Annotated in this window: 13 protein-coding genes; 4 read left to right on the top strand and 9 right to left on the bottom strand. The window is 62.3% G+C overall.

Annotated features, from left to right (window positions below; all coding sequences use genetic code 11):
* Nucleotide 1 precedes the first annotated feature (1 nt).
* Entirely contained in the window at nucleotides 2-295 is a 294-nt protein-coding gene (locus APH27_RS09345; RefSeq protein ID WP_060484645.1) for a GIY-YIG nuclease family protein, read from the top strand.
* Here APH27_RS09345 and yejK read toward each other — a convergent pair whose 3' ends face one another.
* Nucleotides 296-1,303 carry a nucleoid-associated protein YejK gene (yejK, locus tag APH27_RS09340; protein ID WP_060484644.1) on the bottom strand — a complete coding sequence of 336 codons (1,008 nt, stop codon included), beginning with the start codon at nucleotides 1,301-1,303 and terminating at the stop codon, nucleotides 296-298. It abuts the gene before it with no gap.
* 393 nt (nucleotides 1,304-1,696) lie between these two features.
* Between yejK and APH27_RS09335 the strand changes: the two genes are divergently transcribed.
* Complete coding sequence (locus APH27_RS09335) at nucleotides 1,697-1,978, top strand: HU family DNA-binding protein (RefSeq protein WP_027920195.1); 282 nt, start codon at nucleotides 1,697-1,699, stop codon at nucleotides 1,976-1,978.
* A 51-nt stretch (nucleotides 1,979-2,029) separates the two neighbouring features.
* On the opposite strand, the gene rlmF is transcribed toward APH27_RS09335, so the two are convergent.
* From rlmF to APH27_RS09310, 5 genes are all read right to left on the bottom strand, one after another.
* On the bottom strand, nucleotides 2,030-2,980 hold the full coding sequence (gene rlmF / locus APH27_RS09330; protein WP_060484643.1) for a 23S rRNA (adenine(1618)-N(6))-methyltransferase RlmF: 951 nt from the start codon (nucleotides 2,978-2,980) through the stop codon (nucleotides 2,030-2,032).
* A gap of 162 nt (nucleotides 2,981-3,142) precedes the next feature.
* On the bottom strand, nucleotides 3,143-5,989 hold the full coding sequence (locus APH27_RS09325) for a valine--tRNA ligase (protein WP_027920193.1): 2,847 nt from the start codon (nucleotides 5,987-5,989) through the stop codon (nucleotides 3,143-3,145).
* Between the two features lie 209 nt (nucleotides 5,990-6,198).
* Complete coding sequence (locus APH27_RS09320; protein ID WP_027920192.1) at nucleotides 6,199-6,570, bottom strand: hypothetical protein; 372 nt, start codon at nucleotides 6,568-6,570, stop codon at nucleotides 6,199-6,201.
* A 5-nt stretch (nucleotides 6,571-6,575) separates the two neighbouring features.
* The gene (locus APH27_RS09315) at nucleotides 6,576-7,004 is read right to left on the bottom strand and encodes a DNA polymerase III subunit chi (protein ID WP_027920191.1); all 429 of its coding nucleotides are present in this window, start codon (nucleotides 7,002-7,004) and stop codon (nucleotides 6,576-6,578) included.
* Nucleotides 7,005-7,054: 50 nt separating this feature from the next.
* Nucleotides 7,055-8,548: a leucyl aminopeptidase gene (locus APH27_RS09310; RefSeq protein ID WP_027920190.1), complete on the bottom strand. Its 1,494-nt coding sequence runs from the start codon at nucleotides 8,546-8,548 to the stop codon at nucleotides 7,055-7,057.
* 289 nt (nucleotides 8,549-8,837) lie between these two features.
* On the opposite strand from APH27_RS09310, the gene lptF reads away from it, so the two are divergent.
* Both lptF and lptG read left to right on the top strand, forming a co-directional pair.
* Entirely contained in the window at nucleotides 8,838-9,953 is a 1,116-nt protein-coding gene (gene lptF / locus APH27_RS09305) for an LPS export ABC transporter permease LptF (RefSeq protein WP_027920189.1), read from the top strand.
* Entirely contained in the window at nucleotides 9,946-11,007 is a 1,062-nt protein-coding gene (gene lptG / locus APH27_RS09300) for an LPS export ABC transporter permease LptG (protein ID WP_060484642.1), read from the top strand. Before lptF ends, lptG begins: the two co-directional genes overlap by 8 nt.
* Nucleotides 11,008-11,056: 49 nt before the next feature.
* Here lptG and APH27_RS09295 read toward each other — a convergent pair whose 3' ends face one another.
* From APH27_RS09295 to gcvT, 3 genes are all read right to left on the bottom strand, one after another.
* On the bottom strand, nucleotides 11,057-11,545 hold the full coding sequence (locus APH27_RS09295) for an RDD family protein (RefSeq protein ID WP_027920187.1): 489 nt from the start codon (nucleotides 11,543-11,545) through the stop codon (nucleotides 11,057-11,059).
* Between the two features lie 90 nt (nucleotides 11,546-11,635).
* Nucleotides 11,636-11,845: a cold-shock protein gene (locus tag APH27_RS09290; RefSeq protein WP_016392187.1), complete on the bottom strand. Its 210-nt coding sequence runs from the start codon at nucleotides 11,843-11,845 to the stop codon at nucleotides 11,636-11,638.
* A gap of 357 nt (nucleotides 11,846-12,202) precedes the next feature.
* Complete coding sequence (gene gcvT / locus APH27_RS09285; RefSeq protein ID WP_027920186.1) at nucleotides 12,203-13,324, bottom strand: glycine cleavage system aminomethyltransferase GcvT; 1,122 nt, start codon at nucleotides 13,322-13,324, stop codon at nucleotides 12,203-12,205.
* Nucleotide 13,325: the final 1 nt, after the last annotated feature.

Raw genomic sequence — 13,325 nt, 5'->3', positions numbered from 1 at the left:
CATGAGCATCGTCAAAGAAGTCGCCGAAACCCCGCTGTGCAAACCGTGGTACGTGTATCTGGTAAGGGCAGCCAATGGCTCGCTGTACTGCGGTATCAGCGACGACCCGCAGCGGCGTTTCGCTGCCCATCAGAAAGGCCAGGGCGCCCGCTATTTCAAGACCAGCCCGGCCCAGGCGCTGGTCTATGTGGAGCAGTGGCCGGACAAGGGCGAAGCGCTGCGCCAGGAACGGCTTGTGAAGAAGTTGCGCAAGTCGGCCAAGGAGGCGCTGGTCGCCTCCTATGTGGCCGTCTGATCAGTCCTTGCGGCGCTTGAGCTGATCCACCAGCGTGGTCGGCAGGCCTTTGATGATCAGGGTGCCGGCGGCTTCGTCATACTCCACCTTATCACCCAGCAGGTGCGCCTCGAAGCTGATCGACAGGCCTTCGGCACGCCCGGTGAAGCGGCGGAACTGGTTGAGGGTGCGTTTGTCCGCAGGGATTTCCGGCGACAGGCCGTAGTCCTTGTTGCGGATATGGTCGTAGAAGGCCTTTGGGCGGTCCTCGTCGATCAGGCTCGAAAGCTCTTCCAGGGTTACCGGTTCACCGAGCTTGGTCTGAGTGGTGGCGTACTCCACCAGGGTCTGGGTCTTCTCGCGGGCGGCTTCTTCCGGCAGGTCCTCGCTTTCGACGAAGTCACTGAAGGCCTTGAGCAGCGTGCGTGTCTCGCCCGGGCCGTCGACGCCTTCCTGGCAGCCGATGAAGTCGCGGAAGTAGTCCGACACCTTCTTGCCGTTCTTGCCCTTGATGAACGAGATGTACTGCTTGGAGTTCTGGTTGTTCTTCCACTCCGACAGGTTGATGCGCGCTGCCAGGTGCAATTGGCCGAGGTCGAGGTGGCGCGACGGCGTCACGTCCAGTTCGGCGTTCACTGCCACGCCTTCGCTGTGGTGCAGCAGGGCGATGGCCAGGTAGTCGGTCATGCCTTGCTGGTAGTGGGCGAACAGGATGTGGCCGCCGGTCGAGAGGTTGGACTCTTCCATCAGCTTTTGCAGGTGCTCGACCGCCACCCGGCTGAACCCGGCGAAGTCTTTCTCTTCTTCCAGATATTGCTTCAGCCAGCCACTGAGCGGGTAGGCACCAGACTCGCCGTGGAAGAAGCCCCAGGCCTTGCCTTGCTTGGCGTTGTAGCTGTCGTTGAGGTCGGCCAGGAGGTTTTCGATGGCGTCCGATGCGCCCAGCTCGGTATCCCGTGCATGGAGCACGGCGGGGCTGCCATCGGGCTTCTTGTCGATCAGGTGAACGATGCAATGACGGATTGGCATGGAATTCTCGGTGAGTCTGGGGCGGCCGCAAGCCGCGCTGCAAAAGTCGTCCAGTTTACCCCAGACAACAGGCGCTGCAGTGGCCGGATGTTGGCAGAAATGCCGGTTGTTCGTTTTTTGTTCAAATTTGTGGGTTTTCGGCTAGAACCCCCGAAAAACCTGCACTAAATCGAAGCGGGTAGCGGATATTTATCCATTCCTGTGGTAGCTTTGCGCGGTCTTGCGCACCCTGTGTGGCGCATTGCTGGCAGCGTGTTCATGCCGTGTCGAACCAAACGTCGATTTACGCATCTACATGCGCGATTGGCGCGGCCCTCCAGTTCTCAGGGGCTGGCCCGATAACGTCGTAGAACGCTGCATAACCACTGAATTAGATAGGGAAGGAACACCACCATGGCATTGACCAAAGACCAACTGATTGCCGACATCGCTGAAGCCATCGACGCGCCAAAAACCACCGCTCGCAACGCGCTGGAGCAACTGGGCCAGATCGTTGCCGACCAACTGGAAAACGGCGCTGAAATCACCCTGCCAGGCATCGGCAAGCTGAAAGTCTCCGAGCGTCCTGCCCGTACCGGCCGCAACCCTTCGACTGGCGCTGCCATCGAAATCGCTGCCAAGAAAGTCGTCAAGTTCGTTCCGGCCAAGGGCCTGACCGACGCAGTCAACAAGTAATTCGTTGACGCATTGACGAAACCGCGCCCGGCTTGCCGGGGCGCGGTTTTTTCATGCCTGCGATTTACGCTGGGCGTGCCAGGCCTGGCGAGCCGCGGTGTCCTGGAAGCTCCAGGCGACCATGCGGCTCTGCTTCTGGCCCTGGCCCATCTCGGCGATGCGCACGGCCTTGGCGCCGGCCTTCTTCAGCGCCGCCTCGATGCCGGGCAGGTTGCTGGCCTTGGACACCAGGCTGGTGAACCACAGCACTTGCTGCGCGTATTGCGCACTTTCGTTGACCAGCTGGGTGACGAAGCGGATCTCGCCGCCCTCGCACCACAGCTCGTTATTCTGGCCACCGAAGTTGAGCACTGGCAGCTTGCGCTTGGGGTCTTGCTTGCCGAGGTTCTTCCACTTGCGCTGGCTGCCACGGGTGGCTTCCTCGCGTGAGGCATGGAAGGGCGGGTTGCAGAGGGTCAGGTCGAAGCGTTCATCTTCTTGCAGCAGGCCGCTGAGGATGTGCTTGCGGTTGGCTTGCTGGCGCAGGCTGATGCCCTTGCTCAAACCGTTGGCCTGGACGATGGCCTTGGCCGAGGCCAGTGCAACTGGGTCGATGTCAGAGCCGAGGAAGCGCCACCGGTAATCGCTATGACCGAGCAACGGATAAATGCAGTTGGCGCCTACGCCAATGTCCAGTGCCCGAACCTGGGCGCCCCTGGGCACCTCGCCGGCATTGTCCTCGGCCAACAGGTCGGCGGCCACGTGGATGTAGTCGGCGCGGCCTGGGATCGGTGGGCACAGGTAATCGGCAGGGATATCCCAGTGCTGGATGCCGTATTGCGCCTTGAGCAACGCGCGGTTGAACACGCGCACGGCTTCTGGGTTGGCGAAGTCGATGCTGGGTTTGCCGTGGGGGTTGGTGAGGGTGAAACGGGCCAGGTCAGGGTGGGCCTTGATCAGGCTGGGGAAGTCGTAGCGGCCCTGGTGGCGGTTGCGCGGGTGCAGGGTGGGTTTGTCGGTCATGGTCGGATCCGGTGTTGCAGCCGTGGGGCTGCTTTGCAGCCCTTTCGCGACACAAGGCCGCTCCTGCAGGATAGCGGCGCCTCTAAAACCGGCACCGTCCCTGTAGGAGCGGCCTTGTGTCGCGAAAGGGCCGCACAGCGGCCCCATCGGTCTCTCTAGAAATTACAGCGCTGCAATCCGCGCATGCTGCTCGGTGAAGTTGGCCAGGGCCTGCTCGGACTCGGCCAGCTTGGCGCGCTCCTTCTCGATCACCGCAGGCGGTGCCTTGTCGACGAAGGCAGCGTTGGACAGCTTGCCGCCCACGCGCTGGACTTCACCCTGCAGACGCTGGATTTCCTTGTTCAGGCGAGCCAGCTCGGCGTCCTTGTCGATCAGGCCGGCCATTGGCACCAGCACCTGCAAGTCGCCAACCAGGGCGGTAGCCGACAGCGGTGCTTCGTCGGCGTCGCCGAGCACCGTGAACGATTCGACCTTGGCCAGCTTCTTCAGCAGGGCTTCGTTTTCCTGCAGGCGACGCTGGTCGTCGGCGTTGGCGTTCTTCAGGAACAGCGGCAGTGGCTTGCCCGGGCCGATGTTCATCTCGGCGCGGATGTTGCGCAGGCCGACCATCAGCTCTTTCAGCCACTCGATATCACCTTCGGCGGCGGCATCGATGCGGCTTTCATTGGCCACTGGCCATGGCTGCAGCATGATGGTCTTGCCTTCGATGCCGGCCAGCGGCGCGATGCGCTGCCAGATTTCTTCGGTGATGAATGGCATGAACGGGTGTGCCAGGCGCAGCGCCACTTCCAGCACGCGCACCAGGGTGCGACGGGTGCCACGGGCGCGTTCGACCGGGGCGTTCTCGTCCCACAGCACAGGCTTGGAGAGCTCCAGGTACCAGTCGCAGTACTGGTTCCAGATGAACTCGTACAGCGCCTGGCTGGCCAGGTCGAAACGGAACTGCTCGAGCTGGCGGGTCACTTCGGCTTCGGTGCGCTGCAGCTGCGAGATGATCCAGCGGTCGGCCAGCGACAGCTCGTAGGCTTCGCCGTTCTGGCCGCAGTCCTCGCCCTTGTCCAGCACGTAGCGGGCGGCGTTCCAGATCTTGTTGCAGAAGTTGCGGTAGCCTTCGACGCGGCCCATGTCGAACTTGATGTCGCGGCCGGTGGAGGCCAGCGAGCAGAAGGTGAAGCGCAGGGCGTCGGTGCCGTAGCTGGCGATACCTTCAGGGAACTCGGCCTTGGTCTGCTTGGCGATTTTCTCGGCAAGCTTGGGCTGCATCATGCCGCTGGTGCGTTTTTCCAGCAGGGCATCGAGGGTGATACCGTCGACGATGTCCAGCGGGTCCAGGACGTTGCCCTTGGACTTGGACATTTTCTGGCCCTGGCCATCGCGCACCAGGCCGTGCACGTAAACGGTCTTGAACGGTACCTGCGGGGTGCCGTCTTCGTTCTTGATCAGGTGCATGGTCAGCATGATCATGCGCGCAACCCAGAAGAAGATGATGTCGAAGCCGGTCACCAGCACATCGGTGGAGTGGAACTTCTTGAGGAACTCGGTCTGCTCCGGCCAGCCCAGGGTGGAGAAGGTCCACAGGCCCGAGCTGAACCAGGTGTCGAGCACGTCGTCGTCCTGGCGCAGGTTCACATCGCTGCCGAGGTTGTGCTTGGCGCGCACTTCTTCTTCATTGCGGCCGACATAGACCTGGCCAGCCTCGTCGTACCAGGCCGGGATGCGGTGGCCCCACCACAGCTGGCGGCTGATGCACCAGTCCTGGATGTCACGCATCCAGGAGAAGTACATGTTCTCGTACTGCTTGGGCACGAACTGGATGCGGCCATCTTCCACGGCTTCGATGGCGGGTTCTGCCAGCGGCTTGGTAGAGACGTACCACTGGTCGGTCAGCCACGGCTCGATGACGGTGCCAGAACGGTCGCCCTTCGGCACCTTCAGGGCGTGGTCGTCGATGCTGACCAGCAGGCCCTGGGCGTCCAGGTCAGCGACGATCTGCTTGCGCGCGACAAAGCGGTCGAGGCCGGCGTACTGGGCGGGCAGGCTGGTGTCGAACTGCTCGTTGACACTGCCGTCGAGGTTGAAGGCCTGGGCGGCAGACAGCACCAGCGCATTCTTGTCGAAGATGTTCAGTAGCGGCAGGTTGTGGCGCTTGCCGACTTCGTAGTCGTTGAAGTCGTGGGCCGGGGTGATCTTCACACAGCCAGTGCCGAATTCCGGATCGCAGTAGTCGTCGGCGATGATCGGGATGCGACGGCCGACCAGCGGCAGCTCGACGAACTTGCCGATCAGTGCCTGGTAGCGCTCGTCGGTCGGGTTGACGGCAACGGCGGCGTCACCCAGCAGGGTTTCCGGGCGGGTGGTGGCAACCACCAGGTAGCCCTTGCCCTCGGCGGTCTTGGCGCCGTCGGCCAGCGGGTAGCGCAGGTTCCACAGGTGGCCCTTCTCGTCGTGGTTTTCCACTTCGAGGTCGGAGATGGCCGTGTGCAGTTTGGTGTCCCAGTTGACCAGGCGCTTGCCGCGGTAGATCAGGCCATCCTCGTGCAGGCGCACGAAGGCTTCCTTGACCGCCTCGGACAGGCCGTCGTCCATGGTGAAGCGCTCGCGGCTCCAGTCTACCGAGGAGCCCAGGCGACGGATCTGGCGGCTGATGTTGCCACCGGATTGATCCTTCCATTCCCAGACCTTTTCCAGGAACGCTTCACGGCCCAGGTCGTGACGGTTCTGGCCCTTGGCCTCGAGCTGGCGCTCGACCAGCATCTGCGTGGCGATACCGGCGTGGTCGGTACCTGGCTGCCACAGGGTGTCGCGGCCTTGCATGCGGCGGAAACGGATCAGGGCGTCCATGATCGCGTTGTTGAAGCCGTGGCCCATGTGCAGGCTGCCCGTCACGTTCGGTGGCGGGATCATGATGGTGTAGGACTCACCTGCACCTTGTGGAGCGAAATAGTTCTCGGACTCCCAGGTGTTGTACCAGGAAGTTTCGATGGCGTGCGGCTGGTAGGTCTTATCCATGCGCGGCGGGACCCTGTGCATTTATTCGGGAAAGCCGGGAAGTATAACCAAGCTGGGGGCCGCAGGCGACAAGCTGCTGACAACTGTCGGAACAGTGGCGCCTGCTTCGCGGGCAAGCCCGCTCCCACAGGTGCAGCACAGTCTTCAGAATGGTGGTGATCCTGTGGGAGCGGGCTTGCCCGCGAAGCAGGCGCCGCCGATTTTCAGGCTTACTCGGAACGTTTGATCAGGCGCTCGATCCGCGCATCCAGGCGGCGCTTGATTTCGTTCTCGATATGCGGGGTAAAGTCGTTGATCACGTCTTGCATGATCATCTGCGCCGCGGCGCGCAACTCGCTCTCCAGGTGCAGCAGGGTGTCCTGGCGGCGGGTTTGCGGATCATCCTCGGGCTCAGTTGCTGCGGGCTCGGCATCAGGTGCCGGCGCCGCGTTGCCTGCAGGCACGTCGAGCAACAGCGGAATCTGCTCGACCGTTTCGGTCAGCAGCGGCGGCTGCAGGTCGGCATCGCCGAGCAACTGGCGAATCGACTCCAGGTCGTCCAGCAGATGGGAGGAATCGGGTAGGGCGGAAGGCTTGTCCATCGTCGTTAAAGTCGCTGTAAGCGGTGGTCTTGCAGAGCATAGCCCTGTTCGCGGTAGAAACGGAACCGCTCGCGGGCCGATTGGCGAATGCCGGGCGCCTCGACAACGATCTCGGCAACCCGCTCGAACTGGCCAACGAAGCCCGGTACATCGGCTCCCAGGTTGATCAGCAGGTCACGGTGCTCGCCGGCATCGTCCGCCAGGCCCAGGGCCACTGAGGCGTGCGCGTGCTCTTCCGCCAGGTCATGGGGCACGAAGGCTTCGCCCTTGAAGCGCCACAGGCGTTGATCCAGCTCGTTGCGCTGCTCGGCGTCCTGGCAGTGCAGGTAGACCCGGTGGCCGAGGCGCCAGGCCTTCTCGCACAGCTTGCAGGCGAAATCCAGCCGCGCTGACAGCGAGTCGGTGGGCAGGATATAGAAATCGACTTTGCTCATGGTGTGCTCTGCCAGCCTGCGGCGCCCGGGGCGCCACAGGCCTCACGGCATCAGGCGCCAGCGCGGTCCAGCAGGTACTGGGTCAGCAGCGGGACCGGGCGACCGGTGGCGCCCTTGTCCTTGCCGCCGCTGATCCAGGCCGTGCCGGCGATATCCATGTGCGCCCAGTTGTAAGCCTTGGCGAAACGCGACAGGAAGCAGCCTGCGGTGATGGTGCCGGCTTTCGGCCCGCCGATGTTGCCCATGTCGGCGAACGGGCTGTCCAGTTGCTCCTGGTACTCGTCGAACAGCGGCAGCTGCCAGGCGCGGTCGTCGGCACGCTTGCCGGCGTCGAGCAGTTGGCCGACCAGTTCGTCATTGTTGCCCATCAGGCCCGAAGTGTGGCTGCCCAGGGCGACGATGCAGGCACCGGTCAGGGTGGCGATGTCGATCACCGCCTGCGGCTTGAAGCGCTCGGCGTAGGTCAGGGTGTCGCACAGCACCAGGCGGCCTTCGGCGTCGGTGTTGAGGATTTCGACGGTCTGGCCACTCAGGGTGGTGACGATGTCACCTGGGCGTGTGGCACCGCCGCTCGGCATGTTCTCGGCGCAAGCCAGCAGGCATACCAGGTTGATTGGCAGTTGCAGCTCGAGGACCGCACGCAGGGTGCCGAACACGCTGGCGGCGCCGCACATGTCGTATTTCATTTCATCCATGCCGGCGCCTGGCTTGAGGCTGATGCCGCCGGTATCGAAGGTGATGCCCTTGCCCACCAGTACGAACGGCTTGTCGGCCTTCTTGCCCCCCTGGTAGTTGAGCACGATCAGGCGCGGTGGCTGGTCGCTGCCCTGGCCCACGGCATAGAACGCGCCCATGCCCAGGTCCTTGATCTTCTTCTCATCCAGGACTTCGACCTTCAGGCCCTTGTGGGCCTTGCCCATGTCCTTGGCCTGCTCGGCCAGGTAGCTCGGGTGGCACAGGTTGGGCGGCAGGTTGCCGAGGTCGCGGGTGAAGGCCATGCCGGTGGCGATGGCGCTGGCGTGCTTGACGGCGCGTTCGACCTCGGCCAGGCCGGCCTTGTCGGCCAGCAGGGTGACTTTCTTCAGGGCGCGCGGCTCGGCCTTCTGGCTCTTGAAACGGTCGAACACGTATTCGCCGTCGAGCAAGGTCTCGGCCAGCAGGCGGTACTTGCCGTAATGAGCGTCGCGGTTGCTGACGGCGATATCGTCCAGTGCCAGCACGGCATCGCTGCCGTTCAGGCCCTTGAGCACGCCGGCCACGCTGGCGACCAGTTTGCGCCATGCGCGGTCACCGAGGGCTTCGTCCTTGCCGCTGCCGACCAGCAGCACGCGCTCGGCCTTCAGGCCCGTCAGGCTCTGCAGCAACAGGGTCTGGCCTGGTTTTCCGGCCAGGTCGCCGCGCTTGAGCACCGCACTGATAGCGCCTTCGCAGGCTTGGTCGATGGCCTTGGCGACAGTACCGAGCTTGCGCCCTTCACCGACCGCCACGACCAGAGTGGCGGTTTTTACGGATGCAGCAGCTACGCTTTTTACAACCAGTTCCATGTCAGGGTCCCCGAATGATCTATGCAGTTGGCGCTATGCGTTTTCGCGCTCTGGACGGGCCTGGCCGCGATGTCGCGCACCAGTGGAAAAGCTGCCAGTTTGAGCCTCTGGCAAGTGTGCTGACAAGCCCGATGTGGGCCTTCATGCGCAGCCAAGTGACAGGCGCCACCAATCACAGGATAATGCGCGCACTTTATATGGAGGTTCGCCTTTGGCGAACCAGCTTTGGTCCTGGCTGTCACAGGCCAATGTTTGGCAGTCCGCCCCTGACAACCCAGGAGTGTCTGGTTTGATCGTCTTTCGTTATCTGTCCCGCGAGGTCCTGGTGACCTTGAGCGCCGTCAGCGCCGTGCTGTTGGTAATCATCATGAGCGGGCGTTTCATCAAATACCTGGCCCAGGCGGCCCAGGGCATCCTCGATCCGGGCGTGCTGTTCCTGATCATGGGTTTCCGCATGCCAGGTTTCCTGCAGCTGATTCTGCCGCTAGGTCTGTTCCTCGGGATTCTCCTGGCATATGGCCGGCTGTACCTGGAAAGCGAAATGACCGTGCTTTCGGCGACCGGCATGAGCCAGCAGCGTCTGCTGGGCCTGACCATGGCGCCAGCTGCGCTGGTCGCATTGCTGGTCGCCTGGCTGAGCCTGAGCCTGTCACCCTTGGGCGTAGCTCAGGTGCAGAAGATCATTGCCCAACAGGATGCCATGACGGAGTTCGACACCTTGGTGCCGGGCCGCTTCCAGACTTTGCGCGACGGTTCTCGGGTCACCTACACCGAGCAGCTGTCCGACGACCGCGTCAAGCTGGCCGGGGTGTTCATTTCCGAGAAGCGCTTCAATCAGGACAAGACCAAGGACCGTGCTCCTTCGGTACTGGTCGCCGAGAAAGGCCATCAGGAAATACAGGCCGATGGCAATCGCTATCTGGTGCTGGAGAACGGCTACCGCTACGACGGTAACCCGGGCCAGGCGGACTACCGTGCCATCAAGTACGACACCTACGGTGTATTGCTGCCAAAGCCGGAAGTCGCCGAGGAAGTGACCGATCGCGAAGCGATCCCGACCCTTGAGCTGTTCAGTAAGACCGACCTGCGCGAGCGTGCCGAGTTGCAATGGCGCCTGTCGCTGCCGATCCTGGTGTTCATCGTGACCTTGATGGCGGTGCCGCTGGCCAGGGTCAATCCACGCCAGGGCCGCTTCCTCAAGCTGCTGCCGGCGATTCTTCTGTACATGGCTTACCTGACAATGCTGATTTCCGTACGCGGCGCCCTTGAGAAGGGCAAGTTGCCGATTGGCCTGGGCATCTGGTGGGTGCACGGCCTGTTCCTGCTGATCGGCCTGGCCCTGATGTACTGGGAACCGCTGCGCCTGAAAATGGCTGCCCGTCGTGCGGAGGTGGCCCATGGCTAAGCTCGACCGCTATATCGGCCAGAGCGTGCTGCTGGCCATTCTGGCCGTGCTGGGGATCATTCTCGGCCTGGCCTCGCTGTTCGCCTTCATCGACGAGATGGGCGAACTGAGCGACACCTACACCTTGCTGGATGCGGGTAATTTCGTCCTGCTGACTGCGCCTCGGCGCCTGTACGAAATGCTGCCGATGGCGGCGCTGATCGGCTGCCTGATCGGTCTCGGCAGCCTGGCCAGCAACAGTGAGCTGACCATCATGCGTGCCGCCGGTGTCTCCATCGGCCGCATCGTCTGGGCGGTGATGAAACCGATGCTGGTGCTGATGGTGGTCGGCCTGCTGATTGGTGAATACGTCGCCCCGGTCACCGAGAACAAGGCCCAGGCCGACCGTTCGCTGGCCCAGGGTGGTGGTGAAGCGCAAAGCTCCAGGCATGGCATGTGGCACCGCCAGGGCGAGGAGTTCGTGCACATCAACTCCGTGCAGCCCAATGGCTTGCTGCTGGGCGTGACTCGCTACCGCTTCGACAACGAGCGCAAGATCCAGACTTCGAGCTTTGCGCGTCGGGCCCAGTACACCGATGACCACTGGACACTCAGCGATATCAGCACCACTCACTTCCGCGGTGACCATACCGAAGTGGTGACGGCGCCGAGCGAGCTCTGGGACGTTTCGCTGACACCGCAACTGCTCAATACGGTGATCATGGCCCCCGAGTCGCTGTCGATCACCGGGCTGTGGGACTACATCCACTACCTGTCCGACCAGGGCCTGAACAACGCGCGCTACTGGCTGGCGTTCTGGACCAAGGTGCTGCAGCCGATGGTGACCGCCGCCCTGGTATTGATGGCGATTTCCTTCATCTTCGGCCCCCTGCGTTCGGTAACCCTTGGCCAGCGCGTGTTCACCGGTGTGCTGGTGGGCTTCGTGTTCCGCATTGGCCAGGACCTGCTGGGCCCGTCGAGCCAGGTGTTCGGGTTCCCGCCGCTGCTGGCGGTGGTGATCCCGGCGGGTATCTGTGCCGTGGCCGGCCTTTGGTTGTTGCGCCGGGCTGGATGATGAGCTGACGCAAAAGAAAAAGCCGACCCCGGGGTCGGCTTTTTTGTGCCTACTTTTTCTGCTTGGGCACCCGCACCAGCTGGGTTTCCGAATAGATGTCATGCCAGCCGCGTTGGCGTTTGTCGATCAGCGACCAGAAGAACCCAAGCCCCAGGCACAGCCAGGAGGCAATCGACACCACGAAACGCAACAGTGCCTGCCACAGGCTGATCGCGCTGCCATCAGCGTTCTGCACGCGCACGCCCCACACCTGCATGCCAAGGGTCTGGCCGCCATGGGTCCAGAATTTGGCAAAGAAGCCGAACAGGGCGAACAGCAGAATGGTCGAGAGCAGCGGGTCGCCATCCAGCGCCCCGGCCTCGGTCAGTTCACGCATGCGGGCTTCGCCGATGATCGCCATCTGGATCATCTTGTAGGCCCCTGCGGTGACGATCAGCAGTGCGGTACACAACAGGAAGTCGTAGAACATCGCCGCCAGGCGTCGGCCCAGGCCGACTGGTGGGAAATCACCCTGGGGGGAGAGCAGAGGCTTGGGCATGCAGAACAGCTCCGAATGGCGAAGCCGCTATTCTACGTGCAAAAAAAAGCCCCTGCACATGGCAGGGGCTTTGGGGAGTCGGGCTTGTGCTTAGACAGGCTGGACTTTGTCAGCCTGCATGCCTTTTTGGCCTTGGACTGCTTCGAAGGTAACCTTCTGGCCTTCTTTCAGGCTCTTGAAGCCGTTACCTTCGATGGCACGGAAGTGTACGAACAGATCCGGACCGCTTTCTGGGGTGATGAAACCGTAACCTTTTTCGTCATTGAACCACTTGACGGTACCGTTCTGACGCTCAGCCATTGTCTTATTTCCTATGAAGCTTGAATTTTGATGACAGTTTCTTTCACGTTATATAAGTGTGAAAGAGTACTGGGCTGGGTTGCAGGAAAGTAAGAGACGTCGAACGGGTTGTAGCAAATTTCGGCTACTGGCCCAGGTCACGAACTGTTGCGACCCATGCAAACACAGTGCAGTGACTCTACGCCAACTCCCGAGAAAAAAACAAGCCCTTGGTCGTATGGAAAATTGGCGTTTTGCCGAGAACCGACAGATTTGTCGGAAACGGCATGGTGCCTGGCCTGGCGCCATGTTCAAAAGTTATTGGGCAGGTTCGAAATCGAATATCTGCAACCTGCCCGCAAACCTCAGACCCTACCTTCAACCACGATAGTAACGCTGTGGAACGAAAGGCATTTTGCTGACTTTCAAGGCAACCTTCTTGCCACGCACCAAGGCAAACAGTGCAGTGTCGAGTGCACTGTGTTCGATATCGACATAGCCCATTGCAACCGGGGCGCCGAGTGTCGGGCCGAAACCGCCACTGCACACTTTGCCAACAGTTTTATCGAACGCATCAACAATATCCGCACCTTCGCGCACGGGGGTACGCTCTTGCGGCAACAAACCCACTCGTTTGCGCGCTACACCTTGTTGCTGTTGAGCGAATACCGCCTCGGCGCCCGGGAAGCCACCGGCGCGGCTACCGTCGGCGCGACGAACCTTGGACACTGCCCAGAGCAGGCTGGCTTCGATTGGCGTGGTGCTGGTGTCCATGTCGTGGCCATACAGGCACAGGCCGGCTTCCAGGCGCAAGGAGTCGCGCGCACCCAGGCCGATAGGCTGCACCTCAGGCTCGGCAAGCAGGCGACGGGCCAGGGCTTCGGCTGCGCCAGTCGGCACCGAGATCTCATAGCCGTCTTCGCCGGTATAGCCCGAGCGGCTGACGAAGCAGTCTTCACCCAGCAGTTTGACCGGGCGGAACTGCATGAAAGTCATGCTTGCCACTTCTGGTGCCAGGCGCTCCAGCACCTTGACTGCAGCCGGGCCTTGCAGGGCGAGCAGGGCACGTGCCTCGAACAAGGGCTGCACTTCACAACGGCTGCCGATGTGTGCCTGCAGGTGGGCCAGGTCCTGGTCCTTGCAGGCCGCGTTGACCACCAGGAACAGGGTGTCGTCACCGAGGTTGGCGACCATCAGGTCGTCGAGGATACCGCCTTGCTCGTTGGTGAACATGGCGTAACGCTGCATGCCGACTGGCAGGTCGATGATGTCCACGGGCACCAGGGACTCCAGGGCCTTGGCTGCATCGGCGCCACGCAGGACGATCTGGCCCATGTGCGAGACGTCGAACAGGCCAGCCTGTTCGCGGGTGTGCAGGTGCTCCTTGAGCACGCCCAGCGGGTACTGCACCGGCATGTCGAAGCCGGCGAACGGCACCATGCGCGCGCCCAGTTCAAGGTGCAGGGCGTGCAGCGGGGTCTTTTGCAGTGTTTCGGACATC

Origin of the sequence: Pseudomonas sp. NBRC 111123 (genome assembly GCF_001320205.1) — a bacterium.
GTDB lineage: Bacteria > Pseudomonadota > Gammaproteobacteria > Pseudomonadales > Pseudomonadaceae > Aquipseudomonas > Aquipseudomonas putida_J.
This window is presented reverse-complemented; position numbering and strand designations above follow the sequence as displayed.

Coding starts and splice junctions, on each gene's coding strand:
- APH27_RS09345 (WP_060484645.1), top strand. CDS start 2: ATGAGCATCGTCAAAGAAGTCGCCGAAACCCCGCTGTGCAAACCGTGG.
- yejK (WP_060484644.1), bottom strand. CDS start 1,303: ATGCCAATCCGTCATTGCATCGTTCACCTGATCGACAAGAAGCCCGAT.
- rlmF (WP_060484643.1), bottom strand. CDS start 2,980: ATGACCGACAAACCCACCCTGCACCCGCGCAACCGCCACCAGGGCCGC.
- APH27_RS09335 (WP_027920195.1), top strand. CDS start 1,697: ATGGCATTGACCAAAGACCAACTGATTGCCGACATCGCTGAAGCCATC.
- APH27_RS09290 (WP_016392187.1), bottom strand. CDS start 11,845: ATGGCTGAGCGTCAGAACGGTACCGTCAAGTGGTTCAATGACGAAAAA.
- lptG (WP_060484642.1), top strand. CDS start 9,946: ATGGCTAAGCTCGACCGCTATATCGGCCAGAGCGTGCTGCTGGCCATT.
- APH27_RS09320 (WP_027920192.1), bottom strand. CDS start 6,570: ATGGACAAGCCTTCCGCCCTACCCGATTCCTCCCATCTGCTGGACGAC.
- APH27_RS09310 (WP_027920190.1), bottom strand. CDS start 8,548: ATGGAACTGGTTGTAAAAAGCGTAGCTGCTGCATCCGTAAAAACCGCC.
- APH27_RS09325 (WP_027920193.1), bottom strand. CDS start 5,989: ATGGATAAGACCTACCAGCCGCACGCCATCGAAACTTCCTGGTACAAC.
- gcvT (WP_027920186.1), bottom strand. CDS start 13,324: ATGTCCGAAACACTGCAAAAGACCCCGCTGCACGCCCTGCACCTTGAA.
- APH27_RS09315 (WP_027920191.1), bottom strand. CDS start 7,004: ATGAGCAAAGTCGATTTCTATATCCTGCCCACCGACTCGCTGTCAGCG.
- APH27_RS09295 (WP_027920187.1), bottom strand. CDS start 11,545: ATGCCCAAGCCTCTGCTCTCCCCCCAGGGTGATTTCCCACCAGTCGGC.